This is a genomic window from Lacihabitans sp. LS3-19 (assembly GCF_024343575.1).
In the GTDB taxonomy this organism is placed as follows: domain Bacteria; phylum Bacteroidota; class Bacteroidia; order Cytophagales; family Spirosomataceae; genus Leadbetterella.
Map to the genome: position 1 here is coordinate 194,593 of NZ_RJUA01000001.1, position 26,015 is coordinate 220,607.

Annotated in this window: 22 protein-coding genes; 9 read left to right on the plus strand and 13 right to left on the minus strand. The window is 35.6% G+C overall.

Translation table 11 applies throughout. The features are described from left to right. Nucleotides 1-8: 8 nt before the first annotated feature. Nucleotides 9-620 (minus strand): LysE family translocator, encoded by a 612-nt coding sequence (locus EGI22_RS00810; protein WP_255065706.1) that lies wholly within the window; start codon nt 618-620, stop codon nt 9-11. Between the two features lie 125 nt (nt 621-745). On the opposite strand from EGI22_RS00810, the gene EGI22_RS00815 reads away from it, so the two are divergent. Then, a complete protein-coding gene (locus EGI22_RS00815; protein ID WP_255065708.1) occupies nt 746-1,660 on the plus strand; it encodes an RluA family pseudouridine synthase in 915 nt (304 codons plus the stop codon). Between the two features lie 12 nt (nt 1,661-1,672). Here the strand turns inward: EGI22_RS00815 and EGI22_RS00820 are convergent, their stop codons facing one another. The 4 genes from EGI22_RS00820 to EGI22_RS00835 all read right to left on the minus strand — a co-directional run bounded on the left by EGI22_RS00820 (nt 1,673) and on the right by EGI22_RS00835 (nt 6,062). After that, nucleotides 1,673-3,661 (minus strand): hypothetical protein, encoded by a 1,989-nt coding sequence (locus EGI22_RS00820; protein ID WP_255065709.1) that lies wholly within the window; start codon nt 3,659-3,661, stop codon nt 1,673-1,675. Nucleotides 3,662-3,964: 303 nt separating this feature from the next. Next, a complete protein-coding gene (locus tag EGI22_RS00825; protein ID WP_255065711.1) occupies nt 3,965-5,092 on the minus strand; it encodes a hypothetical protein in 1,128 nt (375 codons plus the stop codon). 13 nt (nt 5,093-5,105) lie between these two features. After that, on the minus strand, nt 5,106-5,411 hold the full coding sequence (locus EGI22_RS00830) for a LytTR family DNA-binding domain-containing protein (RefSeq protein ID WP_255065712.1): 306 nt from the start codon (nt 5,409-5,411) through the stop codon (nt 5,106-5,108). A 72-nt stretch (nt 5,412-5,483) separates the two neighbouring features. Then, nucleotides 5,484-6,062 carry a hypothetical protein gene (locus EGI22_RS00835; protein ID WP_255065713.1) on the minus strand — a complete coding sequence of 193 codons (579 nt, stop codon included), beginning with the start codon at nt 6,060-6,062 and terminating at the stop codon, nt 5,484-5,486. A gap of 180 nt (nt 6,063-6,242) precedes the next feature. Here EGI22_RS00835 and EGI22_RS00840 point away from each other — a divergent pair, with 180 nt between their 5' ends. Continuing rightward, nucleotides 6,243-7,010 carry a CDP-alcohol phosphatidyltransferase family protein gene (locus tag EGI22_RS00840; RefSeq protein WP_255065715.1) on the plus strand — a complete coding sequence of 256 codons (768 nt, stop codon included), beginning with the start codon at nt 6,243-6,245 and terminating at the stop codon, nt 7,008-7,010. Here the strand turns inward: EGI22_RS00840 and EGI22_RS00845 are convergent. Next, nucleotides 7,002-7,646, minus strand: a complete 645-nt coding sequence (locus EGI22_RS00845; protein ID WP_255065716.1) for a response regulator transcription factor — start codon at nt 7,644-7,646, stop codon at nt 7,002-7,004. The genes EGI22_RS00840 and EGI22_RS00845 overlap by 9 nt on opposite strands. Nucleotides 7,647-7,705: 59 nt before the next feature. Further along, nucleotides 7,706-9,583 (minus strand): sensor histidine kinase, encoded by a 1,878-nt coding sequence (locus EGI22_RS00850; RefSeq protein WP_255065718.1) that lies wholly within the window; start codon nt 9,581-9,583, stop codon nt 7,706-7,708. A 273-nt stretch (nt 9,584-9,856) separates the two neighbouring features. Between EGI22_RS00850 and mnmH the strand changes: the two genes are divergently transcribed. From mnmH to EGI22_RS00885, 7 genes are all read left to right on the plus strand, one after another. Further along, a complete protein-coding gene (mnmH, locus tag EGI22_RS00855) occupies nt 9,857-10,888 on the plus strand; it encodes a tRNA 2-selenouridine(34) synthase MnmH (RefSeq protein ID WP_255065719.1) in 1,032 nt (343 codons plus the stop codon). Between the two features lie 26 nt (nt 10,889-10,914). Then, the gene (selD, locus tag EGI22_RS00860) at nt 10,915-11,967 is read left to right on the plus strand and encodes a selenide, water dikinase SelD (protein WP_255065720.1); all 1,053 of its coding nucleotides are present in this window, start codon (nt 10,915-10,917) and stop codon (nt 11,965-11,967) included. 155 nt (nt 11,968-12,122) lie between these two features. Beyond that, the gene (locus EGI22_RS00865; RefSeq protein ID WP_255065722.1) at nt 12,123-12,764 is read left to right on the plus strand and encodes a transposase; all 642 of its coding nucleotides are present in this window, start codon (nt 12,123-12,125) and stop codon (nt 12,762-12,764) included. Between the two features lie 260 nt (nt 12,765-13,024). After that, nucleotides 13,025-13,915, plus strand: a complete 891-nt coding sequence (locus EGI22_RS00870) for a sugar phosphate isomerase/epimerase (protein ID WP_255065724.1) — start codon at nt 13,025-13,027, stop codon at nt 13,913-13,915. 257 nt (nt 13,916-14,172) lie between these two features. Further along, a complete protein-coding gene (locus EGI22_RS00875) occupies nt 14,173-16,029 on the plus strand; it encodes a C1 family peptidase (protein ID WP_255065725.1) in 1,857 nt (618 codons plus the stop codon). Between the two features lie 12 nt (nt 16,030-16,041). Then, a complete protein-coding gene (locus tag EGI22_RS00880) occupies nt 16,042-17,970 on the plus strand; it encodes a caspase family protein (protein WP_255065726.1) in 1,929 nt (642 codons plus the stop codon). 47 nt (nt 17,971-18,017) lie between these two features. Beyond that, on the plus strand, nt 18,018-18,473 hold the full coding sequence (locus EGI22_RS00885) for a hypothetical protein (protein ID WP_255065728.1): 456 nt from the start codon (nt 18,018-18,020) through the stop codon (nt 18,471-18,473). 21 nt (nt 18,474-18,494) lie between these two features. Here EGI22_RS00885 and EGI22_RS00890 read toward each other — a convergent pair whose 3' ends face one another. From EGI22_RS00890 to EGI22_RS00915, 6 genes are all read right to left on the minus strand, one after another. Continuing rightward, on the minus strand, nt 18,495-20,408 hold the full coding sequence (locus EGI22_RS00890; RefSeq protein WP_255065730.1) for a histidine kinase: 1,914 nt from the start codon (nt 20,406-20,408) through the stop codon (nt 18,495-18,497). Then, entirely contained in the window at nt 20,405-21,067 is a 663-nt protein-coding gene (locus tag EGI22_RS00895) for a response regulator transcription factor (RefSeq protein WP_255065732.1), read from the minus strand. The genes EGI22_RS00890 and EGI22_RS00895 overlap by 4 nt, the downstream gene beginning before the upstream one ends. Nucleotides 21,068-21,219: 152 nt before the next feature. Further along, on the minus strand, nt 21,220-21,717 hold the full coding sequence (locus EGI22_RS00900; RefSeq protein WP_255065733.1) for a hypothetical protein: 498 nt from the start codon (nt 21,715-21,717) through the stop codon (nt 21,220-21,222). A gap of 47 nt (nt 21,718-21,764) precedes the next feature. Then, on the minus strand, nt 21,765-23,132 hold the full coding sequence (locus EGI22_RS00905; protein ID WP_255065734.1) for a sialidase family protein: 1,368 nt from the start codon (nt 23,130-23,132) through the stop codon (nt 21,765-21,767). 209 nt (nt 23,133-23,341) lie between these two features. Beyond that, the gene (locus EGI22_RS00910) at nt 23,342-25,171 is read right to left on the minus strand and encodes an ATP-binding protein (protein WP_255065735.1); all 1,830 of its coding nucleotides are present in this window, start codon (nt 25,169-25,171) and stop codon (nt 23,342-23,344) included. Between the two features lie 182 nt (nt 25,172-25,353). Next, complete coding sequence (locus tag EGI22_RS00915) at nt 25,354-25,989, minus strand: response regulator transcription factor (protein WP_255065736.1); 636 nt, start codon at nt 25,987-25,989, stop codon at nt 25,354-25,356. Nucleotides 25,990-26,015 lie beyond the last annotated feature (26 nt).

Genomic DNA, 26,015 nt, shown 5'->3' on the forward strand with positions numbered 1-26,015 from the left:
AAATTCTTTTATTTAAATAGTAGCAAATATATTGCGACCAAAACCAATACGGAGCCTACTATACGGTTGGCAAAAGCAATGGTTTTTTCTTTCAATAGAGGTGAGAATTTATCTGCTAGTCGTACTTTAATAAGGTCGCAAGAAAATGTTGTAAGCACAATAAATATGAATGCAATAACTGTTTGAATTTGAGTAAAATTACTTTTGCTAACTAAGGCTCCCGATGTAACAAACCAAAAAACGAAAACACTTGGGTTCAAGCCATTGAAAACAAATCCTTTAGCTATATTTTTTAATTTGTCTTTGGAACTAATTTCAACTTTATCTTTTATATTAATTTTAGTTTTTTTGAAAATAGTGTAAAGTCCGTAAACCAATATGAAAACCCCAGCCAAGCTTTTGGAGGTGTTTATAAAAGAGAGGTCATGTATAAAAAAATGAATGCTTAAATAAGCAACACTAAGATAAACGATATCATTAATCGCAACGCCCATTGCCAAATAACTAGCCGATATTTTGCCTTCTTGTAAGCTGGTATTTACAAGAAACAAAAAATAAGGACCGATAGATATAGCTATACCTAGACCTATCGAAATACCTGTAATTATTGCAAAAAACATATTTAGATATTTATGTGGTAGTTTCTGAAAATTAAATCGTCAGCTCTCTAAAATAGTATAATTCGTGCAAAGAAACAATGCATTTAAACTAATACAATTACTTTTACATAAAAATAGTAAATCGAATGAGGCAAGAAGGAAGAGGAAAGAAGCAATTTAAACCCAAAACACTAGCTCCTTTGAAGTTTGAGGTGGAAATAGAATCAGAACTTTTGATATTTCTTTTGGCCAAATTGCCTCAAAAAAGCCGAAATAACGTAAAGGTATTGTTGAGAGACAAAAATATTTATGTTGATGGCGAAGTCATTAGCCAGTACAATCATGTTTTGAAAATTGGCCAAAAAGTAGAAATTAAATGGGAAAAACGACCAGAAGAACAAAAACTTCGAGGAATAAAGATAATTTTTGAGGATCAATACTTGGTAGTTATTGAGAAAGAGGCAGGTGTGTTATCTATAGCTACAGACAAACAAAAAGAAAATACAGCCTACAGTGTTTTGAGTGAATATCTTAAGAAACAAGACCCCGCAAACCGGATTTTTGTAGTACATCGCTTAGACAAAGACACTTCAGGTATAATGATGTACGCCAAAAGTCAGAAAATACAGAAAACACTGCAAGAATCATGGAACGAGAACATTTTGGAACGAACATATATTGCGGTAGTAGAAGGTAAAGTAGAAAAACCTGTGGGCAAGATTATTTCTTATTTGGTCGAAAGTAAAGCATTGATTATGTATTCATCACAAAACCCCGAGCTAGGCCAAAAAGCGATAACCTATTATGAGACCCTAAAAACCTCAAAGCATCATAGTCTTTTACAAGTAAATCTTGAAACCGGCCGTAAAAATCAGATACGCGTTCACATGCAAGATCTAGGACACTCTGTTATCGGCGACGCCAAATACGGTGCCGCCACCAATCCCATCAAGCGACTAGGTCTACATGCCTTAGTTTTGGCTTTTAAGCATCCCGTTTCTAAAGAAGCCATGCGATTTGAGTCAGAGATGCCGGAGGTGTTTTTGGGCTTGTTTAAGTGACAATTAAATAAATTAAAGCTGAAAATCGTTGTCAATGATAGCCCAAGTTGTTCCTGTACTTTGGACAGTTACGCTGGTTTTTTTTGTTATTTTTCCGTTCAATGCCTTAAAAAAGTATAAGAAATCACCGGATATTCCATCACTTAAGTTACTATTAGTCAAAAGGTTATTTCCTAAATGGTCGTTTATGTAGATTGGGTTAAATACTGAATTACCGCTATTAGGCTGTAGCAAGAGAGGTAAGTCCGCAGAGATTATATAAATTCTTCCTGTTCTGTTTACCGGGGAAGGCAAACTGACTGTAATTGCCTGATAACCAATTGCTCTGACACTATAATCTGCATCTGAAAGAGTGTAATTGGTGTTAAGTTCTTTATAAGGCAAACTCAGACTACCAACAACTTGCAAGCCGGAATTGGCAGTGGTGGTATTTATGCCCACATTTTGGGCGGTTGTGATGGTCAAGGCCGCACTCCCATTGTTTACAAATAGTGATAGTGGATGATTGGATAAAGTACCATACCAACCGGCACCAAATCCAGCGTAAGTTCCAACTTGTATACCAACATTATTAGCATGTACAATACCCGCTCCATTGCCAAAAGTGCTCACTTGCAGTTTATAATTAGGCGTAGCTGTGCCAATCCCCACATTTCCTAAGCCCGTTATATCGTTTATTATGACTTTTGAATTGTTTTTTCCTCCGCGTATATAAGTATCTTCTGCAGTTGCATAATTAAAATGCGAGGTGTGCGTAGTGCCAAAAAATGCCGCCGTGCCGTCTGTGCCAGTACCTCTGGATACAGAAAGAGTAGCATTGGGATTATTTAACCCTATCCCCACATTTCCGCCACCATTTATCCTCATTTTTTCTGCGAAAGCCGTACTTCGGCCTGTACCAAATACGATGTTGTCTGAACTGGAAGGAACATAAAACTGGAACGCAAAGCCTTGAATGCCAATACCGTAATGATTGGTGGTATTGTTTGTTTCTCCTCCCCAAAACGATATTTTATCACCAACTTCACTGTTAAATGTCATTTTGTATTTAGGAGAAACAGTACCAATTCCTACATTGCCGAACCCCGTAATTAAAGCAGGGCCATTAAATGAGTTAAAAAAAGCACCTATGCCATTGGCTCCAGATGCAGTTCCGGTTATACCAGTACCAATAGTAGTTGAACCTCGAACACCATCCACTGGGCCATCGCCCCAAACACCTTTACCAACTGCTGAAATTCCTTTTACGCCAACTCCATCTGACTCACCTAAAACACCATTTCCGGTGCCATAGTGATTACCATATACCCCGGATCCAATTGAATTAGATGCTTGATTGAAACCAAAAACGCCATATGTAGCAGCGGTTGGGCTATATTCCTGAGCAAAGCCATAAATTCCTTTTCCACCACTTGTAGAATTTGTAGTACCAACGATTGCACTTGCAGGGCCAGTATTTGTATTTGTTATAGAAAGAATTTTTAGGGCTTCATTTTTTGTAAAATCTATTGGAAAAATTTCGCTCCATTCTGCATCACCGTTTGTGTTTATTGACTTTAGAAACTTGCCTGAAGCCAATGTTCCCACGCCATTTCCTGCAAATTGCAACTTCCCGCTGGTTTTTAAACCATAACCACTTGTAGAAATAAAAGAACCTGCGGTCCCACTAACCGAATAACCAAATACACCAATGTTACTAATACTTTTTCCATAAACTGCAATATCGGAATTACTCTCCCCATAAACACCCCATCCACCAGGACATTTTCCATAAACTCCTATACCTATTGGGCTTTGGCCATAAATACCTGTAGAATAGAGTTCTTCCGAATTATTAATACCTTTTATAGCATACGTGGTTGTAGTGTTCTGCGTACTTTTCAAAGTTGCATTTATTCCATCCGTAATTTCAGAGTTATCAACGACAACTTCGAGTTTTGGGGCCTGACCCATCGCAGCAGTACAAGTAATTAGTAAAAACAGTAGTATTTTTTTCATCATTTTATTGAAATTAAAATGCCTCTTTCTTCGACGGGAAATCATAAATCGCTGATTTTTTTCGTGCTCTTAACGTCTTTCAAATTGCGATTTCATTTCGTTCAGATTAATTACAAATCCTCTGTTGATTCGTAAAAATTCCAGGTTTTATCTAAGGCGATTTTCTATGGTTTTAAAGGTGGTTGATGAAAGCCTCATTTTACAGTTATTGCCCGGCATCAACTCTACATACAGTGCCGTGCTTTTCAGATTTGATTGTAGAAATAAAAGAAGTATCCTTGTGGTCATGACTTTTGTGATTAATAATTACTCTTCATAAGTCAATAATATTCGAACAGGTTTATTGAGTATGTTGGCACTCTGACCTGGATAATTTACGACCAAAACATCTCCCAAATCCAGTTTGACGGCATATCTGACACCGGTAAAAGTGGTGGTTTCTGGCAAAAATTGATTATCTACAATTATTTGTAAGCCAAGTACTTTTATTGAACTTAGGCCTAAAAAACCTGTTTTTATTAGAACTGAAGAACCCTCTGTACTGCCAGTGGTTCCTACTAGTTTTAAAACCTTTATAGAAGGAGTAGTAGCACCTGCTGCTGCACCTGGAGGAATAGTGTTTCCGAGTTTTGTAAAGGCACCAATTTCTATATTTCCATTTTCTAAAACAGACAATACATTGCCTGCTCCATTATGATGGCGATAAAGATAGGCATTGCCATTATTAGCATACCACTGAAATGATTTATCAACAAAGTTTCTATCCCAAAATCTGTAACCGGCATCCACGCCTTTGTTTTGGAGATTGCCTTTGCCTGTAATTCTAAAATTTTCACTAAAGTCGGCACTTCTACCCACCCCGAATACCAGATTGTCATTTATGCTAGGCACAAAAAACTGGAGCGTTGAGGCCTGAATACCGATACCATAATGAGGTGAAACATTACTGTCTTCACCACCCCAGAATGAGATTTTATCACCCAAATCGCTTTTAAATGTCATTTGATATTTGGGGGTACCTGTTTTAATGCCAATGAATCCATCTCCGGTTATCAATGCGTGGCCATTGTTGGATGAAAAGTATGCCGCAATTCCATTTCTTGAAAAAGCTTGCAGGCCAATATTATCTTCACTTCCTCCATACAAGCCAACGCCATTTTGACTTGTTCCACCAGAACCTACGCCATTATCAGACTTTCCCCAAACTCCAAATGCTCCACTTCCTTTGGTTTCTCCGTAAACTCCTGTTGCTAATCCAGAAAGGGAATTATTAATACCTTTTATTGCAAAAGTATTTTGAGAGTTTGTGCTTTTTAAATTTGCCACAATTCCATCAACATTTTCATCTGATGCGACTACTACTTCCATTTTGGGCGACTGGCCAAAAATCTTTATGAAAGAAGTTATAAGCAAAAGCAGTACTATTTTTTTCATAGTATTATACATTTTAAAAATTTAGATTCAGTTTACGTCTTCTTGAAACCACAAAACTTTCATGATTAATAAGCTCAACTTCTGAGTTTTGAAAAGCTTTTACGTGCTTTATGTTAATTACAATTCCTCGGTTTATTCGAAGAAAATCTGTGGTTGGAGCCAGTCGGGATTCAATTATTTTAAGTGTAGTTGAAGACAAAAAAATCTGTCCATTGACTAGTAAAACACGGGTGTAATTAATGTCTGATTTAAGGTAAAGTATGTCTTGTGGAGCAACTTTTTTTCTGCTGCCGATATGTATCATTTTCTGAGTTTCCATGTGATTTCATTTTTTATCAAAATTAGATGATGTATAGTTTTACTGCAATGGCATAAACATGCCATAAAAGCTTCAAAAAGTACTCCCAGAAAACTTATGCCTAATCCTAAAATCTCCTTTTAAAACATAATCTTTTATGGCTGGATCATTGCTTTTGTTTTCACCACCTAGGACTGTCACATTTAGTTTTCCTGAGATAATTCTGGCTTTTCCACCAGGCTCCAATTTGCTTTTGGTGATGACAATCGCATCTGATACTGGGGTTGGCTTGGGGTTTAAAAGGCCATCATAACTATTGAAAGTAAAAATTTTGTCGGGATAATCCTGTAAGGAAACACTTCCCTGAAATAACTTATGTCCTGGATTTGGATCACCAGAAGGTGTGGATGAAGGTGCAGACATGTCATTTATAATGGTTAAAGAAAGTTGTGGCCCATTATCTTTACCTACATATACCTTGAACTCATGATCTCCTTTTCCAAAATCATTGTATGAAGTTAATATGTCTTCTTCTGTAAAATAAAAGTCTTTTCCATCTATGCTGTAATTGAAAAAGAGCTCGTTTGAAGTTGAATCCTGAGTTTTAGAATTGCTATTTCCGGTATTACAAGCAAAAACCAATAAGGTAAAAAAACCAATAATCGTTTTCATTTTCATTTCATTTTTTACCAAAATTACCTGTGGAATGAGCCCGAGTCAATGGCATAAACATGCCATAATTTATACTGGAATTTTGGGAATTATAAACTTTAATGGCAATGTATTGTTGTACTAATAAGCTAAGGCTTCTAATAAGACAACATTTTCATATTTTTTGTAATTTAATTTTTAATGTCGAAACTCGCTCCTGAGGATAAATTCATTGATTTTTCGGATTATGGCCGGCCAATTGCTAAGTGGATTGCTTCGCTTTTAAAAAACACAAATGCTACTCCTATTCATGTTACGCTTGCATTTGGAGTATCTGGATTGCTTGCTATTTATTCTATTTTTGAAGATTATTTAATAGCAGCAGGATTGTTCTTAATTCTAAAATCAATCTTGGACGCTGCCGATGGAGAACTTTCAAGGCAAAAAAACACACCATCTTATGTTGGTAGATATTTAGATAGCATCTTAGACATAATCCTTAATTTTTTGTTCATTTTTACTTTTGGTTTTCTTACTTCTTCTCCTGTTTGGTTAACAATTTTAGCTTTCGTTTGTGTGCAGTTGCAGGGTACTTTGTACAACTATTACTATGTAATTCTCCGGAATATCAGCATAGGTGCAGACCAAACAAGCAAAGTATTTGAACAAAAAGCTCCATTGGCTTTTCAAGGAGAAAGTCAAAAGGTAGTAAATATTATGTTCTTCATTTTTAATGTTTTATACGGCTTTTTTGATAGATTAATTCAAGGTTTAGATGCTAATGCCCACCGCTCAAAAAACTACCCCAACTGGTTTATGAGCTTTGTTTCTATTTATGGTTTAGGTTTTCAACTTTTGATTATGGCCGTATTATTGGCATTGGGAAAAATGGACTTTATCATTCCATTTTTTATTGGTTATTCTGTATTGATACCAATAATGATAATAATTAGGAAAACCTTAAAGTAATCCAACGAAACTTACCAATTTGTCCCGCAATGCCTTTGTAATAGCCTCCCCTTTAGAGTTTACTTGGAGTTTTTGATAAATGTGCACAATGTGTTTTTGCACCGTGCTTATGCTTATGTCGTAATGTGCCGCAATGAGTTTATAACTATCACCTTCTACCAATCGTTGCAAAACATCAACTTCTCTTTCAGTGAGTTGGTACGGATTTACTTTCGGTTCTTGCAAAGAGCCAAGTACTTTTAGTGCTATTGAGGGGCTCATAGCTGCTCCACCTTGGTGTACTTCTTTTACAGCTTCAATGATTTTGTCAGATGAAGTTTTCTTGAGCAAATAGCCCACGGCTCCTGCCTTTATCGCCTCAAAAATACGATTGGTGTCCTCAAAGACCGTTAGCATCAGCACTTTAGGAGCCTTTTGGATATTTTTGGTAATCAAAGAAACGGCTTCTATGCCTGTCATATTGGGCATTTCTATATCCATCAAAATGATGTCGGGCATTTCTGTTTTGATATTGTATAAAACATTGACAGGATCAGAATGTGTACCGACCAATATAAAATCAGGGCATGATTCTAATATCCAAACCAAGGTTTCGGTGAGGTTGGGATTGTCTTCGTAGATAGATATTCGAATCATAAAGGATGGCAATTTTTGTACAAAATACTACAAATGATTTTTAGAAAAAAATAGCATATCTATGCCATAGGTATGGTTAGGCTTAAACTTGAGCCATTTTCTTTTGAGGATTCAAAGCTTAGTTTCCCGTTGATTTCTGATGCTCTTGTTTGCATGTTTTTAAGTCCATTTCTTGATGTAAACTGCTCATTGTCAAAACCTTTTCCGTTGTCAATTATTTTAACACAAAGATTCTTTTTTTCTTGTATAAATATCACACTTGCTTCTGTAGCATAGGAATGTTTCATGAGATTATTGATGGCTTCTTTAACTATCAAATATAGGTTTCTTCTGACTTCTGTTTCGAGCTTTATTTTATCAAAGCCTTCCTCTACTTTTAGCTCAAATTTAATATTTTTTGAATCGGCCAATGGCTGAGCATATTCTTTGAGTCGCAATATTATTCCTTGCAGTGAGTCATTCATTGGGCTGATAGACCATATTATTTCGTCAACAGATTCCATCACGCTTTTGGAGTCTGAATTGATTTTGGTAAACATTTTTTGGGTGCTGCCTTCCTGTTTTTTGGCCATGTCGCTGATGAGCATTATACTGCTCAGTGTGCTTCCGATTTCGTCGTGAAGGTCTGTAGCTATTTTGTTTCTAAGTTTTTGAGATTCCTCAAGGCGTTTAAGTTTATTTTTGTTTATCAGGAAAACCACTGAAATGCCAGTCAATAAAAACACCAACAATCCACCAGCAATCAAAGCTTTATTTTGCAAGGATGATTTCTCGTTTTTGGCATTTAATAATTCGATTTCCTGTTCTTTTTTTTCTGTTTCGTATTTTCTAAGAAGATCTTCTGTGTTTTTAGCAGTTTCAATCTTAAAAGTGGAGTCTTTGGCTATGTCTGCTTCAACTTTGTATTTGTAGGCCTTTTGAAAGTCTTTTGTTTCTTCATAATATTCTGCCAATGCTTGATTGGCCGAGTATAAATATTCTGGATCTTCTAATTTTTTTGATATTTCTAAAGCTTCCAAATAATACTTTTCGGATAATGAATAATTTTTTTGAAAAAAGTATAAGTCACCCAAATTATGACAAACTATTTTAAGCGATGAAATAGCATTTAACTGTCGACAAAGAGCCTCGCTTTTTTTTAGATAATTTTCCGATGTATCATAGGCCTTTATTTTAATATGCATCAAGCCCAGGTTAGTCAAAAGGTCGGTCTGCAGAAGTTTATAGTTTTCTTTTTCGGCATAATTTAAACCCAGTTTGTAATGTTTTATAGCTTCTTGGTTCTCGTTTAAATCATCATTTATGGTGCCTATATTATTTTCGGCTATTGCCATACCTGTAAGGTTATTATAATCGGTTTCGATTTTAAGAGATTTTTGGTAATACGCTAAAGCTTCCTTTGGTTTTTTATAGTGTTTTAAATTTCCCCCTATCTGATCATACGGCCATGTTTTCAAAGGCTCCAAATGATTTTTTTCCTGAAAATCAATCAGTTGCATTGCATATTTAGTGGCATTTTCTCGATCACCCATTTGGTCATATATTATACCGATATTATTTAATGAATTCTGGAATATCTTTTTCGGCAGATTATATTTTTTTATGATTTCGTTGCATTTCAAAAAATGCTTCATGGCAATTTCTGGCTTTTGTTGGGAGTATTGTACCACCCCACGCATATTTTCTGCCTTATAGAATCCCGTCCCGAAATTCAGTTTTTTTGAGAGTGATTCTATTTGGTTAATTGTCTTGTTGGTCTCTTCAAAATTTCCTTCTTGTACCATTAAAAAAGCATATTCATTAAGGGCTAAAACATAAGTTGTATCAGGTTTTTGTTTTTTTAAGTATACCTTTAGCGAGTCGACAGTTTTCGGTATCTGTGCCATCCCTACAAAATTAGAAAGCGAAAAAAAAACGAATAAGATTTTGGCTTTCATGGGCTAATTTTTCAATAGTTTAGTGAAAATAATATAAATCTTTTTAAATTGCAGATGTTGTGAAACAAAGAGCAAATCCTACGTTGAAAAATCAGGGAATTCTTAACATTTAAAATACAAATATCATGGCAAAAGCACAAGACGCGAAGAAAGCTGTTAAAAAAGAACCGGCAAAAACAGCCAAAGAGAAAAAACAAGAAAAACAAGACAAGAAAAACAGAAAAGACTATTGAAAAACACCCTTTTGTGGTGTTTTTTTTGTTAAAATGAGATATGGCAATAAAGAAAATCGAAATAAATACTTTCCTGAGTTTTGCCAAAGATAATTTGGTTTTGGATGTCCGCAGCCCGGGAGAATTCTCACATGCCCATATTCCCAATGCTTATAGTTTGCCACTGTATACGGATGAGGAAAGAAAAGTGGTCGGCACAGCCTATAAGCAAGAAAGTAAAGAAACAGCCATCAAAATCGGTCTGGATTATTTTGGTCCAAAAATGCGAAAGATGGTGGAAGAGGTGGAAGGTTTGCTGAAAAATGAAACAAAAAAAATACTTGTACACTGCTGGCGTGGAGGCATGCGGAGTGGAGGTGTAGCTTGGCTTTTAGACCTTTATGGTTTTGATGTTTATCAGTTAGAAGGTGGATATAAAGCCTATCGAAACTGGGTCTTGCAGCAATTTGAAAAACCCTTTGAGTTTAAAATATTAGGTGGAAATACAGGTACAGGCAAGACATATTTGTTAAATGAATTGCAAAAAAATGGTCTACAAGTTGTTGATTTAGAAGCTCTTGCTTGCCACAAAGGCTCAGCTTTGGGTGGTATCAATCAGCCAGTGCAGCCTTCTCAAGAAATGTTCGAGAACTTGTTGGCAGTGGAGCTGTCTGAAAACATTCCTGCGGCAGAAATTTGGTTAGAAGACGAAAGCCAGAGAATTGGGAATTTAAATATTCCAAATGTGCTTTGGTATAAAATGAAAGAAAGCGATTTGTATTATCTCATTGTTCCTTTCGAAGAAAGACTAAAGTTTTTGGTTAAGGAATATGGCGATTTGCCTAAAATTGAAATTAACAATGCTATATTAAGAATTCAAAAACGCTTAGGTGGACTTGAAACTAAAAATACCTTGAGATATCTGGAAGAAGAGAATTTTTATGAATGCTTTAGTATTTTACTAAAGTATTATGATAAATACTATGAAAGAGGTCTGGCAAAAAAAGAAACTGGAACTGTAATTAAAATAGCTGCAGAAACGGTAAATGCGATTGTAAATTCGCAGTTAATTTTAAAGGAAATAAATTTATAAAAGCCTAAAAAAGAATAAGATATTAAATGGAAGAAATAAAACTTACGAAATATTCGCACGGAGCTGGCTGTGGCTGTAAAATATCTCCTCAGGTATTGGATGTGATTCTCAAGGGAAACATTGCAATGCCAAACAATGAAAACTTGATTGTAGGCAATCATAGTAAAGACGACGCTGCAGTGCTTAATCTCGGCAACGGCACAGCATTGATTTCAACAACTGACTTTTTTATGCCGATTGTCGATGACCCTTTCAATTTTGGTCGAATTGCCTCTTGCAATGCCATAAGTGATGTGTACGCCATGGGAGGAAAACCAGTCTTGGCCATCGCCATATTAGGCTGGCCGATTGATAAGCTTTCGGCTGAAGTGGCTCAAAAAGTCATAGATGGAAGTCGGAGTATTTGTTTGGAAGCTGGAATTTCTTTGGCTGGCGGTCACAGTATTGATTCTCCTGAGCCTATTTTTGGTTTAGCCGTAAATGGTATTGTTCCGATAGAAAATATCAAACAAAATAACCAAGCCAAAGCTGGGGATATTTTGTTTTTGACAAAACCTTTGGGTGTAGGAATATTAACCACAGCCGAGAAAAAGGCCATACTAAAACTCGAACATAAAGAGTTGGCTCCAAACCAAATGATGCGATTGAACAAAGTTGGTGAAGAACTGGGCAAACTTGACTGTGTTTCATCCATGACGGATGTTACGGGATTTGGACTACTCGGACACCTAACCGAAATGGCCGAAGGCTCGGGTTTAAGTGCTGTTGTTGATTTTGAAAAAGTACCAGTTATTATTCCTGAAATCTACGATTACATAGCACAAGGTTCTGTACCTGGCGGAACGAATAGAAATATGGCCAGCTATGGACATAAAATAGCTCCAATGACCGATGAACAAAGAGCAATTTTGGCTGACCCACAAACAAGTGGAGGATTGCTGATAGCAGTTGCGAAAGATCAAGCGTCAGAAGTTATTAAAGTGTTGTCTGAAAATGGATTAAGTGATTTTTGTGAGCCGATTGGGTATCTAACTGAATCATCGGAGTTTGTTGTGAATTTTGGTGGCACAGTTTCGTAACACGATTTTCCAAATCGTGGTTTAAGGTTTTTTATATTTTGATTTTTGCGATTTTAAAAATCGCGTTACGGTTGACGTACCACGATTTTCCAAATCGTGATTAACGAGTTATTAAGTTTTGATTGTCAGCGATTTGAAAAATCGCTTTACATAAGATGAAAAAGGAATTTTACCGCAGAAATCTCCCACATTATCAACCACTTGGAGGGACATTTTTTGTAACATTTAATTTGGTAGAAGCAATTCCATTAAAGGTTTTAAAGGAATGGAATAAAGAATTTAAAATTCAGAAAAAGTCAATTGAATTATTTTCTTCCAATCCAGCAGAAGATTTGGATAAATTATCAAAGCAGGATTTTGCTAAAAGAGATAAATATTTGGATGCTGCACAAAATGGAGAAAATTGGCTGAAAAAAGATGAGATAGCTCAAATTGTATCTGATTCAATACATTTTTGGGACAAGAGGATAATAGATTTGTTTTGCTTTTGTATAATGTCTAACCATGTTCATTTGGTATTTCGTATATTAGATATTAATGAAGTAGATTCTCCAAAATATTTGGATGAAATTATGCATTCAATTAAACTGTTTTCTGCGAAAAAATGCAATGTGGTTTTAGGTAAAACTGGTCAATTTTGGCAACATGAAAGTTATGATAGATTGATTCGGAATGATGATGAAATGATTCGAATTTTGATTTATGTTTTAAATAATCCAGTAAAGGCAGGTTTAGTCAAATCTCACGAAGAATGGAAATGGACGTATTTAGCCGAAAGATTTAAAAGCGTAATTTAATTTTTTTATATTATTAAACGTATCACGATTTTCCAAATCGTAGTCAAAGTGTTGTTAAGTCTTGATTTTCAGCGATTTGAAAAATCGCTTTACTTTTGATGTACTTCGATTTTCCAAATTGTGGTCAAAGTGTTGTTAAGTTTTGATTTTCAGCGATTTGAAAAATCGCTTTACAGTTGGCGTACCACGATTAGAAAAATCGTGATCAGAATAGAGTGTATCGATATTTTTGTCAGCAATTTGAAAAATTGCCCCACCGTATGAACAGAAAAAAATTCCTTCAAACGAGTCTTGGCCTTTTGGCAGGAACACATGCGTTCTCAAAACCTAAAAACAAAAGAAAACTTTGTTTTAATACACTCGCTTGCCCTGATTGGAGCTTGAAAGAAGTATTTGAAAATGCTAAAAAATATGGTTACAAAGCCGTAGAAATTAGAGGAATAAAGGGTGACGTGGACCTATTAAACAGCCCAGAATTTGCACCAGATAAAATTTTGGGTATCAAGCAAATGTCCAAAGATTTTGATGTGAAAATTCTTAATCTTAATTCGTCTGTAGTTTTACATGAATACGAAGCCCTTAAAAAGCAGCAAAATATCGACACTGCCAAACGATATATTGACTTGGCTGAAAAATTAGACTGTCCGTTTGTAAGGGTTTTTCCTGATAAATTTCCGAAAGAAAAGAGCAAAGAGTTTGGGTTAAATACCATCAAAGAAAACTACGAAACTTTGGTAAATTATTGCCAAGGCACAAATGTAAAAGTATTGCTGGATGCTCATGGAGACTTGGTGTGGTCTGCCGACATTAAACAATTGATTGAAAGTGTTGATAAAAAACACGCTGGCATAATTTGGGACTTTTTCAATATGCACTTAATCACCAAAGAAAGTCCTCAAGAAATGTATGGACAGCTAAAAGAATACATTGAAATTGTGCAGATAAAAGACGGGTTTTTTAAGCCTAATCATAAATATGATTACACACTTACGGGTAAAGGAGAGGTGCCAATTAGGGAGATCCTCCAACTCATCGAAGCCGATAAATACAAGGGTTTCATAAGTTTTGAATGGGAAAAACGTTGGCATCCTGAGTTACCCAATCCTGAGGTGGCATTGCCACAGTTTGTGGAATACTTAAAAAATATTTAAGCAAATTCTTCTTTTGTATTTTAGAATTCCTCAAAATCAGGATTTCTTATTAATCGAAAAAACAAAATGTTAAAGTCGAAAAAATTTCTGCGTCATTTCATATTTTGATTTGCTACTTTTCTATATTTGCACCCATCACCATGAAAATAAAATTAACCCTGAAAAACCTTCTATTATTTTCCAAAAACTTGGCAGTTTTAGCTTTTCAATTTAACAAATATTTATACCATTTTATTCAAAGAATTTAAATAATTTAAATGAAAAAAAGCTTTCTGTTTTTTCTGCTTAGCATTGTATTTTTGAATTTTGCCAAAGCTCAAATCTATGTTTTAGAAACGCAAGGTCAAATATTTGCAAATGGTAAGTCTCTAAAAAAGGGAGATGAAGTTTCTGGAAATCAAAAGCTAAATTTTGCCAAAGAGTCTAAGCTTAACATACTTACACCCGATGGTTTTGTAGAGTTAAAAGGTTCGATTCCAAATGTGAATACCACAAAAGTAGGCGTTTTGATCAGACAAAATTTAGTAAATAGCTCAAAAAGCACAAGGTCTTTCGGTGGAGAGAGTTCAGTAAATCTAGAATCTGAGCTATCTACCATTATGGCTATTCTTGATGGAAATAGTAAGTCTTTTGACGAAAACTACGGTAACTTCATTGAGCCTTATCTCAAAAGTAGATTTGACAATGAAACAGCAAAAAAAGCATTTGATTTTTTACAAAAAAAATACGACAAAAGTCCGCCTACACTTACGGGTTTGCTAAGTAGTGAAAGCCAGTATCAATCGGTACCTCAAATCACTAGACTTACCCAGCGTTCCTATTCAAGTTTGCCAGAAAGATATTCACTGAAAGAGTATTGCCCTGTGCCTGGTTTGCAGCAATTCGGCGATTGTGTGGGCTGGTCGTCTACTTATGCCGCCAGGACAATTCTCTATGCAATCAGAAACAATATAAGAGACAAACAAGCCATTACCTCACAAACATTTGCTCCGTCTTTTACCTACGGTCAAATTAGGGCAAATCCGAACGATGCTACTTGTAAACAGGGTTCATATATCAACGATGCGGTTAAGCTTATTAAAGATTTGGGTTCGGTAAAATTCAACGAATTTGAATATTCCTGTTCTCCTGCTATTTCAAAACAAGCTATCAATGCTGCATCAAAATTCAGAATAAAAAATTATAGACGACTTTCGGGTGATTATAATGCTGATCGCACTCAAATGATGGAAAGTATCAAAAAAAGCATCTCCGAAAAAAGACCCGTGGTGATAGCTATGGAAGTTTATGAGTCGTTTCAAAGGCCAAGTGCTAATGCTACCAAAGGTCTTTGGGAAGGTAAAAAAGGCAAAATGGTAAGCAGGCATGCAATTACGGTAGTGAGTTATGACGACACTAAATTCGGTGGAGCATTTGAGATTATTAACAGTTGGGGCACCTATTGGGGAAACGAAGGCTTTATGTGGCTGACTTATAAAGATTTTGCTCAGGTTGTGTACGAAGCTTATGAAATGGCAGATTTTGAGGCTTCTTCGCCTTTGGTAGATTATTCCAAAACGGAATTGTCTGGAAGTTTCAAGGTTATTCTCGAAAACAACAATGAAATGGCTGTAAAGGTCATTGAATCTGCAAGTTCAAGTCCGAAATCCGTAGAAAACATAAATTATCAAGCCACCAAACCCTATAACTCTGGAACTAAGTTTCGTTTGGGTTTTACCAATAATCAACCGGCATACATTTATATCTTAAGCTATGGTACAAACACCCAAAAAGTAGACGCGATCTTTCCTTTTGATGGCTTCAGTGCATATTTGGATTATTCAAAAAACGAAGTAGTAATACCCAATGAAGACTACTGGGTGCAAATGGACAATAACGTAGGTACGGATTTTCTTTGTATTTTGTTTTCGAAAGAAGAACTTGACATCAAGGCCATAGCAAAACAAATGCAAAGGCAGTCTGGGAGTTTTGATAACAAACTCAAAGCCGTTCTGTCTGATAAAATGGTAGAAAATGGCAATATCAAGCCAGCTAATAACAAAATAAGTTTTGAAGCAAGTTTGAAAGGAAAAAGCCTTGTGCCGATCACTCTTCAAATAAAACATGTGAATTAAAAACGCAAAAAAATGAAGACTCAAATATATATTTTTATCCTATTTCTTGCTCCGTTTTTGGTAAATGGACAAAACCCAAACGCTTACCAAAAAGGGGTAGAATATTATAAAAAAGCAGATTATGCAAATGCCGAAAATGAATTTGATAAAGCCATTAATCAAAACATTAGTCCTAAATACAATAGCTACACGTATCGTGGATTGGCCAAATATTATCAGAAAAAATACAATGAGGCATTTGAGGATTATAATCTGGCTGTTAGGGACTTAAATAAACTTGGTTATACTAAAATCGGGGAAATGCCGGCCGACATTCAGAAAGCTTATGGGCTCACGCTTTATGACAGGGCACTTGCTCAATCAAAAAGAGGCCAAAACAATGAAGCCATAAAAGATTACAATTTTGCTCTAATGTATAAATACAATCCTGGAGATTGTTACGCTCAGATCGGGAACGCCTATTATGCTTTGGCAGATTTTGAAAAAGCCGCCGAAAATTATACACTTAGTATGCCACTAAAACCCACTGATTATAGCTTATACTATTGGCGAGGAAACTCTTATTTGAGTGAAGGAAAATGGAAGCAAAGCATAGCTGATTTTAATTATTATATAAAGCAAAAGCCCAATGACCCCTATGGATATCATTACAGAGGCTATTCTTACATAATGATGGATAACATTGAGGCGGGTTTAAATGATACCCAAAAATCAATAGATTTAAACATGAAAGACATGTATTTGGCTTTTAGAAATCTGGGCGTAATCAACACAAAACTAGAAGATTGCAAAGCTGCAAAGGAAAATTACGAAATGGCGATTTATTATAATCCCAACGATAATTTTAGTAAAAGTAAACTGGAGACTTTAGGTAGAGACTGTAAAAATGTCAATCAAAAAACAGTAGAAATTGTAAACAAAACTGTATCAAAACCATTTATTGAATGGATTTATCCAACCCAAGAAACCGTAGAAACTACTGATAATGTGGTAACTATAAAAGCCTGCGTAAATAGCTCCGAAAAACCAACAATGAGTCTCTTTGCCGATGGCGTAGAGCTAACTTCGAGAGATTTCAGCATAGTGCCTTCTAAGCAACCCGACTGCCCGTATAGATTTGAAAAACAAGTTACGCTCCCAACAAATGGTAGCTTAACCAACCTAAAATTTGTGGCCAAAAACTCGGGAGGCAGCTCAGAATCAAACCGAAAAATATATAAAACGGTTTCACAAAATCCTGAGGCGGAGGAGCGGAGAATAGCACTTTTGATAGGTAATGCAGGCTATAAATTTAAACCACTCAACAACACCCTCAACGATGTAGACGACATGGGGAAAAAACTCGAAAGCTTGGGTTTTAAAGTTATCAAATACAAAAATCTCAAGGCCGAAGAAATGAGCATGGCGTTTATAAAATTTGGAAGAGAGCTGGCCAATTATGACGTAGGCATGTTTTTCTATGCCGGACATGGCTTGCAAAATAGTAGCGGCACCAATTTCCTTGTACCTGTAGATGCCGAGATTATAAAAACTGACCAAGACTTTAACAAGTATTGTGTAGAAGTAGACGAGCTTTTTGGGCAAATGAAAAAAGCCAACTCAAAGGTAAACATCATCATTCTAGACGCATGCCGCGACAATCCACTAGATTCGAGAAACTCCACAAGAGGCTCTGGCACAAGAGGATTGTCTGCCCCAATCGAAAACCCCCAAGGTTCTTTTATATTTTACGCGGCATCTGCAAACCAAACTGCTCTAGAAGGCGAAGGAAGCAGAAATGGAATCTTCACAGGTGAACTTCTGAAGTTTATAGACAAACCAAACCTCAAACTAGAAGAAGTAGTAAAAGAAACCTCAAAAGCCGTAAAACTAAAAACCAACGACCAACAAAAACCCGCTTGGTACTCCGAGTTTGATGGCGATTTTTACTTTAAGCATTGAGTATTTTCATTTAGTAATTGCTATTTTTGAAAAAAAATACAAATAGTATGTTTGATGATGAAGATTTTGACTTCGACGACGAAGAGCTCGAAAAAGAAATGAAGGAAGAGCGTAAGCGAGTTAAAAACCTTCCGATTGTTAAAAAAGCAAAAGACCTTTTTGAGACTATTCAAAGTTTGGTCGAGACCATAGATGAGGAAAAAGATCAACTCAATTATCGAGGTTTGCTTTTCGAAGATATTGCTATTATCAATGCTAAAATCAGGGGAGCAGAAGGCGGAGATCTTTATACGCTCAGGATGGAAAATGCCGTTTTGATAAAAATCCATGCCCGCAGCATTATCACTTGCATGTCAGGACTTGAAATGATGGACCTAGGACACAAAGATTATCTCAACTTGATGAGAAGCGAAATGGAGGAATTTAGAGAGCTTTTTGTGGCTTGGGTTGGCACATTCGACAAATCTAACGATATCCCGGACGATTGGGGTTTGTTTTATTGAAATGTTGTTAAAGTAAGGTGTTTAGGTTTTATGAAATATCACCTTGGTTCCTTTTGTCAGTTCGCTCTCTATTTTTAACTCACCTCCAATTTCTTCGGCCCTGATTTTCATATTATTCAAGCCAAAAGAGTTGCCGCGGTTTTCTTCGTTTATTTCAAATCCAATTCCATTGTCGCTGATATTTAAACTTATCGAGTTAATATCAAAACTCCCTTCTATTTTTACAATACTAGCTTTAGCATATTTCTGGATATTATTAAGTGATTCTTGCACAATTCTGAAAAGATTTAATCCTTCGATTGGTGTCAAGATTATTTCATCGCCTGTTATGTCAAGTTCGACTTTGAAGTTATTATCGTCACCAAATTTTTTAATAAATTCTTGAATTCTAGATTTCAATTCCAAAACTGTAATTTCAGAATTGTACGTTGCCCAAATGGTATCTCTTAAACTTTGAGCAGCTAGGCGAACTTCTCCAGAAATATTCTCTAGTTTTTCGGGCACAAGTTTCTGTTTTTCAAATAGATAAAAAGCGTTGTCGAGACTTGTGCTAACAACTGTCAACTGAGAACCCACACTGTCGTGTAGCTCTTTGGCAATGCGTTGGCGTTCTATTTCTTTGGCAGAAATAAGTCTTTTTTGGTTGTTTATTTCGAGGTTTTTAATTCGTTCATTTTCGGCAGATTTGGTTTTAATATTCGAAATATTCCACAGAAGTCCTCCTGTTACTAGTATTCCCAAAAAACTAAGACTCAAGCCTATAATCCAATTCCTTTTTTGCGAGATTTCTAACTGTGCTTCTTTGAGTTTTGCTTCTTTTTCGGCGGTTTTGTATTTGGTTTCTGCTTCGGCTATTAATAAAGCATTGCTACTTATTGAAAGTGAATCTTCATAGTTTTTTGAAACTTGATAATACCGTTCTCCATTTCTAAAATCGTTTTTGGCATAATACATTAAACTTAACAAAGCTAAAACTCTTGATTTTACCAATGGATAGTTCTTCTCTTCTGAATCTCTCAATATCTTTTTTAATAATTCTTCTGACAAGTCAAAATTTTTCTTGTGGGTTTCTATTAATGCCAAATTTGAATTTACCATAAATAGAACTTTATCTAAGCCTGCTTTTTGGGATAATTCTTGACTCTTTTTAAAATAGCTTTCAGCAATTTCATAAGACCCTTTTCGCATGTTTGCTACCCCTAAATTATTCAGAGCTGTATATTCGTTTGACTGGTCTCCAAGTTTTTCAAAGGTTATTTCTGCTTTTTTTATATAGGCTATGGCTTTGTCGTATTCTAAAAAACCATTGATATATATAAGTCCAATGTCAATATTAGCCAAAGCGATGTCTAATTCTTCATTTTTTTGAGTCGAATAAGCTAGGCATTTAGTTTGAAAATCTAGAGCTTTTTTGAAATCGCCTTTGATGGTATATATAGCACCCAAATTCTTTAGTGCATTCTTTTTGACCCTAAAGTTGTCATACTTTTCGCCAATTTTTAAAGCATGCAATGCAGACAAGATGCCCTCTTGGTAGTTTTTGTAGGTAATCATTATCTGAGCCCGAGAATTACTAAGTCTTCCTTCAAAAATTTCGTCTTTTTTGTTTTTGGAAAGTTGCAATCCTTCATCAACTAGAATTAAGGCTTCCGTGTATTTACCTTGCAAAAACAAATAATAGTTTAACCTAATAATCGCAGTTAATTCACCTTTGGTCCAGGCAATTTCCTTCGACAAGGCCAAAGCTTCTTTGCCATAGTTTTCAGCTTTTTTTATATCTTTATTCAGATACCCTTGTGCTATTTCGATGAGTAAGTTTACCTTGTTGGAGTCAGATTTGATGGTTTTTGAAATAGATATTAGGCTATCGAGCTTTTTGTTTTGGCCGAAAGAAAATGAGCTACTGAGCAAAATAAATAGTGTGATTTTTTTCATACCCACTTATTTTTTTGTGCTACAGCTACAGCTTCCAATTTAGAATGCACCTGAAGCTTTTGATAAATGTTTTCTATGTGTTTACGGGCAGTTTTAGCTGATATAAAAAGTTGGTCAGCTATTTGATTATAGGTCAAACCGGCGGCAACTTTTTCCAATATTTCTATTTCTCTTTTTGAAAGATTATAAGATTCAGGACTCAGATAAGATTCGATTTTTTGACCAATAATCTCCTGATTTCTAAGAATTTGTAGCGTTTTCATGGCTATGGCGGGCGACATCGGTGCTCCACCCTCCATCAGTTCTTCTATTGCAGCAACTATTTTAGAGGGTTTCTCGTCTTTGGTGAGGTAACCTGAAGCACCTGCTTTTATAGCCTCAAATATTTTGTCCTCACGATCTAACACGCTCAACATCATAATCTTGATAGAAGGAAAAAGCTCCTTTATGCGTCTCGTGGTTTCTATACCGTCCATTTCGGGCATTTCTATATCCATCAAAAGCATGTCTGGGTGGTGATTGTTGAGCTTATCTAAAGCATCAAAACCACCGTTAGCTTTAAACAATATCTCAACCTCATCAAAAATCGAAAGATTCTGACTGATGTTTCGCAGCAATGTAGGGTTGTCATCTACGAGGCCAATGGTAATCATGGACATTTGTTTTTTACAAATGTAGGATTTTATCGTATCAAAAAACAATAGGGCATTTGACGTATTTTACTAAAAACGAATTCATACAGTTTAAGATGGTTCGCTTGATTTGACTATTTCCTAAAAAAAAGATTTCCGAAGCAAATTTGGCCAAGAGTTCACTTTGGAATACGTTTGGTTTTTGGGGCTTGGACGGGTTCCTCAGAACCAATCTGCCATTCTCCGAACGAATTTACATAAAAATTTAAAATTCTAATCCAGCCCTCCTCAACTTCTGTGGCCGCTCGGTAAATTGTTTTTACAGTGTAAGTAGCTTTAACGGGATATACCAAAGTGCTTGCCGTACCGCTTCCAGTGTCTTGCCGATAGCTCCAAGGTCTTTGAGTTCCAATTTGCAGATTTGATACTTCAACCAGGACCGCACCCTCTTCTCCTGACTGAACAGCTTTTTCTCCTTTTTTGCATCGAATCAACTTTTTAAAAAGCTCCACATCTGGTTTAGCTCCATTTTTCACAGTTTTTTGTAAAATAGGACATTCAACAAACTGTGCAGTAGTTATAGTGCTATATAACAACATGATGGTTAATAAAACTGAAAAGATTGCCGAGTGTACGAGATATCGTTTTTTTATTTTTAAAGTTTTTAATGGTGACATACTATTAATTTAATTTGTTTATTATAAACCTATTACTTCTTAAAAATCTAATCTATTTTTGAAAAATAAATCGATGGGCTATTGGTACTGAAACCTTGACCTACAAAATAAATTGAAACATTCATTACCATACTTTTTTTGCCGGAGGCGTCCCATGCCACATCTATAAAATTTGTAAGGCTCCTTTCACTTGATGTAATGGCTGTAATATAGCCATCATAATAAAAGTTGCCTGAACTTGCGAATGTATCTTTCGAGGCATTTTGTGAAAGGCCCTTTGTTTGCCATTTGCCATTTTGATAAAAGAAACCGTATGCTTCATTGCTTTCTGACAAACTGCTAGCTTGAATCATAACCGCTATCTCGCCATTTGGCCCTTGGTCTGCCTGAAAGTTTTGGATTCTGACTCCTGACTTTTGAATTGAGGCCAAAATATTGGTTTTTCTTGTAGCAACATCGAAATCCCAGATTTGGTCGCTTTCTAAGGTTGAAGCCGGAGGCCTAAAAATGATATGATCATTGCCTTTTTCATCAAATAATAACTCCGCAGGGTTATTAAATGTGTTGCCTTCTTTATATAAAGGATATTGATATGCTATTTCTGCCTTTGTTCCATTGAAGAGAAAAAGGGTTTTGACACCAGATTCGGCAACAAATTCACCAATAAAATGCAATTTGTTTTGCTTGTCATAATAACCGCTTAGATTTTGAAATCCCAAATTGGGAGGTGCTCCGCCAGCATATTGAGGTTTACCAGGCGTTGAATAGTCTTTAAAATTACCGAAACTCCCTCCGTTTAATGTGGCTTCGGTTATTAAATCGGCATAGTACCAATGACTCCATCCGTTTTTCCAAGATTCATCACTTAGTTGCGACCAAACCACATGTACCTTGCCAGCGTTGTCAAGTGTTGGAAACCACGAGATTTGCATTTGTTCATTGCTTGCCAACATGATAGGTTTACCAAAACTTGATCCGTTTAATACAGCATAAAAAAGTGTTCCGATGGTATACCCACCCGTTCCTTCCAACAGAGTTTCGTTAACGGGATATTTGTTTTTGTCGCTGCTTCCATACCTCTTCCAAATGGCGTAAATGGTTCCACTTCCATCTTGAATCAATTTCGGAATAGAGGCCCCATTTCCTGTACCGTCATTGCTTACTGTTACTGGGGCAGACCAAGATTTGCCTTTGTTGGTTGATGAAGAATAATACACAAAAACGGGTTTACCATAATCGGGCTGCTCAAGAAAAACGGTATGATAGGTGCCGTCTTTGGCTATAAGTAAATCACAGTAACCAGCTTTTTCAAATTGGGAAAGTTTGGTTTCTTCATTTTTAGAAGCCGAAACTGAATCAGGCAGGAGTTTACATCCCGAAATAAATAGTAACAGAAATATAAAAACAATTTTCATGGCTTAATAGATTGATTTAGATTACAAAAGTCTAGAAAAAGGCAAAGCAGTAAATCATCCAAAAAAGGTATTTTAATATCTACCACAAAAGGTGTAGGATTTGTTTTCTCTTGAGAAGTTTTTAAATTTAAGATTTTATATAAAACAAAAGCCAACCGATAATAGGCTGGCTTTTAATTTGAGTTTTCGAATTTTCTTGTTTCTAATTTTTATGACAAAGGCACTTCCACTATTACCGTAGTACCACTATTCGGGCTTGAGTCAAAATTTACTTTTCCATTCAAGAAATCAATTCTCGATATAATATTTTTCAGTCCAATTCCTTTAAAAATTGACATCTGAGAAGTATCAAATCCTTTTCCATTGTCTTCAACCATCATTGTCAGTTCATTTTCATGGCGTACCAACTGAATCTGCACACTGGTGGCACCTGAGTGTTTGATAACATTACCTACCAATTCTTGCAATACCCTATAAAGGACCGTTTCGGTTAGTTGAGGCAATCGTTCGTCCAGATTTGCTACATCGAGTGAAACCTTAACTTTACCACTGAGGCTGAGTCGGTTTACGAACTCGCGAATGGCAGATACTAGGCCTTGCATTAAAAGTGCGTTTGGCATCAGGTCGTGTGAAACCGTGCGGATTTCACGAGCGGCGTCGTCTATCATGGTATTGGTATTTTGAAATAAAGATTCTTGTTCTATTGATTTGAATTTGGTCTGGTTCATGGCGTTTTCAAGTTGAAACTTGGCTAATGAGAGTATTGGACCTACACCGTCATGTAGCTCTTTCGCCAACCTGATACGTTCTTTTTCTTCAGCTTCTACTATGGCCGAGGTTTTCTCGGTTTGGAGTTTGAGTTTTTCTGCGTCAAAATGTGCCTTTTGTTTGGCCTGCCTTTTGGTGTAAAATAATAGACTACCTAATACAGCGACGAATGCAATTCCAATTATCCCGAGAATCCAATTTCTTTGTTTTGAGATTTGAAGTTTTTGCATCAAAATCATCTTTTCCTTTTTTTCGGTTTGGTATTTCGTTTCTGCATCAGATACAGAATTTATAACCTGTTTTGATCTGGCATTTCCATATATTTTGGAGATTTGAGTTTCAGTATAAAATGCTTTTGGAAAATCACGGATTACAAAATAATAATGTGCTAGGTCACTAGTGAGGGTAGTTAGTGCATCTTTGTCATTAAGCTCAGCAGCAATTTTAAAACCTTCGTCAATATATTTTTTTGCAATTTCTATTTTGTTTTCGGACATAAATGATTTGCCCAATCCAATACATATATATTGCAAGAAATACTTGTTATTTACTTTATGAGCAATCCCATAAGCTTCTTCAAGATAAACTTTTGCCTCTTTAAATCTGAAATATTTAATATGACCAAAAGCAATTGCATTCAAAGCACCTGCTAATTGGGTAGAATCCTTGAGCTTCCGATACGAAGTGGTCATTTCTTTTTGTAAAATAGATGCTTTATTATAATCATCTTTAGAAATGTATACTTTTGCAAGCATCCAGCGATTCTGATTTAAAATGCTTTCAAAATTGTATTTTTTACATAATTCTATACTTTTTTCATAATTCTTGATTGCTCCTTCATAGTCATTCAGATTTTGTTTGACCTCTCCAAGTCTTAGGTTAGCTCGAGCTATTTGATTATAATTTTTTGTTTCTTCAGCAATTTTCAAGCCCTTTATGCCGTATTCATAAGCCTTCTCATAGTTTCTAGAATAAGAGTAATTAAATAAATATTGAATATAATATTCAGCAGTATAACAAACACAATCTGACTTTTTTCCAGTGTATTTAAAAGTAGAATCTAGAATAGAAAGGTTTTCTGAATAGTTTGACATTGTACTATTTATCTTAATTAAGTTCAGGAATAATTCGGGGTAACGGGCAACCCAATTGATCTTTTGCCCTAATTTTATTGCTTCTAAAGAAAGATCTTTTGCCTTTTGGTTATTTTTCCCTTTATATTGCTCTGATAGTTGAAGAAGATTTTTGACTTTGTTTGAGTCTAATTTCATTTTTTGGCCAGCTATCAAAAGACTATCAATCTTTTTTTGATTTTGAGCAAGTGAACAATAACAAAAAGGAATTAAAAGAATTAATAAAAAAAGTTTAGTTTTCATGGGTAATTAAAAATATAGCTCAGTTTAAACGGCTAAAACACAAATTTTAGATTATGGAGTTTTCTATCTTAAAAAAATCATACCAATATTTCAGGATAATCGCCGCAATATTTTACTAGCATTGCGGTGTTTTTGAGGTTAAGTTTTGACAAAACATTCTTTCGATGTGTGCTGACGGTCAGCGGACTCAAAAACAGTTTTTCGGCAATTAAATCGTTGGTCAAACCATCGATAATTAATTTTATGACTTCTTTTTCTCGCTTAGTTAGGTCTGGTACATAAGCCTGATTGGGTTTTCTGCCTGCCACACCCAATGCCAAAATTGTTGTAATCTCTGGACTCATGTATATGTGACCGTCCATAACAGTTTCTATGGCTTTTTGTAATTCCGAAATTCCGAGATTTTTCACTACATAGCCATCCATACCACTCCTGAGGGCTTTTTTAATGGTGTTGTAATCATTCAGCATCGTAACTGCGATGATTTTTATATTTGGAAATTCCTTTTTAATGATTTCAGTGGCCTCTATTCCGCCCATTTGGGGCATCTCCAAATCCATCAGGATCAAGTCTACTTTTTGATTTTGACAATGCTCTATTACTTGTTTTCCATTTTTTGCATCGCCGACAATATGCACGTCTTCAATTCTCGAAACAAGCATACTAAGCCCTTCGATAAATAAAGTATGGTCGTCGGCGATGAGGATATTCATATTTAATAAGAATTGAATTTTTAAAC

What these genes read in the sequence shown, in the direction of transcription:
- EGI22_RS00810 (WP_255065706.1), bottom strand. Translation starts at nt 620, where the DNA reads ATGTTTTTTGCAATAATTACAGGTATTTCGATAGGTCTAGGTATAGCT.
- EGI22_RS00815 (WP_255065708.1), top strand. Translation starts at nt 746, where the DNA reads ATGAGGCAAGAAGGAAGAGGAAAGAAGCAATTTAAACCCAAAACACTA.
- EGI22_RS00820 (WP_255065709.1), bottom strand. Translation starts at nt 3,661, where the DNA reads ATGATGAAAAAAATACTACTGTTTTTACTAATTACTTGTACTGCTGCG.
- EGI22_RS00825 (WP_255065711.1), bottom strand. Translation starts at nt 5,092, where the DNA reads ATGAAAAAAATAGTACTGCTTTTGCTTATAACTTCTTTCATAAAGATT.
- EGI22_RS00830 (WP_255065712.1), bottom strand. Translation starts at nt 5,411, where the DNA reads ATGGAAACTCAGAAAATGATACATATCGGCAGCAGAAAAAAAGTTGCT.
- EGI22_RS00835 (WP_255065713.1), bottom strand. Translation starts at nt 6,062, where the DNA reads ATGAAAACGATTATTGGTTTTTTTACCTTATTGGTTTTTGCTTGTAAT.
- EGI22_RS00840 (WP_255065715.1), top strand. Translation starts at nt 6,243, where the DNA reads ATGTCGAAACTCGCTCCTGAGGATAAATTCATTGATTTTTCGGATTAT.
- EGI22_RS00845 (WP_255065716.1), bottom strand. Translation starts at nt 7,646, where the DNA reads ATGATTCGAATATCTATCTACGAAGACAATCCCAACCTCACCGAAACC.
- EGI22_RS00850 (WP_255065718.1), bottom strand. Translation starts at nt 9,583, where the DNA reads ATGAAAGCCAAAATCTTATTCGTTTTTTTTTCGCTTTCTAATTTTGTA.
- mnmH (WP_255065719.1), top strand. Translation starts at nt 9,857, where the DNA reads ATGGCAATAAAGAAAATCGAAATAAATACTTTCCTGAGTTTTGCCAAA.
- selD (WP_255065720.1), top strand. Translation starts at nt 10,915, where the DNA reads ATGGAAGAAATAAAACTTACGAAATATTCGCACGGAGCTGGCTGTGGC.
- EGI22_RS00865 (WP_255065722.1), top strand. Translation starts at nt 12,123, where the DNA reads ATGAAAAAGGAATTTTACCGCAGAAATCTCCCACATTATCAACCACTT.
- EGI22_RS00870 (WP_255065724.1), top strand. Translation starts at nt 13,025, where the DNA reads ATGAACAGAAAAAAATTCCTTCAAACGAGTCTTGGCCTTTTGGCAGGA.
- EGI22_RS00875 (WP_255065725.1), top strand. Translation starts at nt 14,173, where the DNA reads ATGAAAAAAAGCTTTCTGTTTTTTCTGCTTAGCATTGTATTTTTGAAT.
- EGI22_RS00880 (WP_255065726.1), top strand. Translation starts at nt 16,042, where the DNA reads ATGAAGACTCAAATATATATTTTTATCCTATTTCTTGCTCCGTTTTTG.
- EGI22_RS00885 (WP_255065728.1), top strand. Translation starts at nt 18,018, where the DNA reads ATGTTTGATGATGAAGATTTTGACTTCGACGACGAAGAGCTCGAAAAA.
- EGI22_RS00890 (WP_255065730.1), bottom strand. Translation starts at nt 20,408, where the DNA reads ATGAAAAAAATCACACTATTTATTTTGCTCAGTAGCTCATTTTCTTTC.
- EGI22_RS00895 (WP_255065732.1), bottom strand. Translation starts at nt 21,067, where the DNA reads ATGTCCATGATTACCATTGGCCTCGTAGATGACAACCCTACATTGCTG.
- EGI22_RS00900 (WP_255065733.1), bottom strand. Translation starts at nt 21,717, where the DNA reads ATGTCACCATTAAAAACTTTAAAAATAAAAAAACGATATCTCGTACAC.
- EGI22_RS00905 (WP_255065734.1), bottom strand. Translation starts at nt 23,132, where the DNA reads ATGAAAATTGTTTTTATATTTCTGTTACTATTTATTTCGGGATGTAAA.
- EGI22_RS00910 (WP_255065735.1), bottom strand. Translation starts at nt 25,171, where the DNA reads ATGAAATTAGACTCAAACAAAGTCAAAAATCTTCTTCAACTATCAGAG.
- EGI22_RS00915 (WP_255065736.1), bottom strand. Translation starts at nt 25,989, where the DNA reads ATGAATATCCTCATCGCCGACGACCATACTTTATTTATCGAAGGGCTT.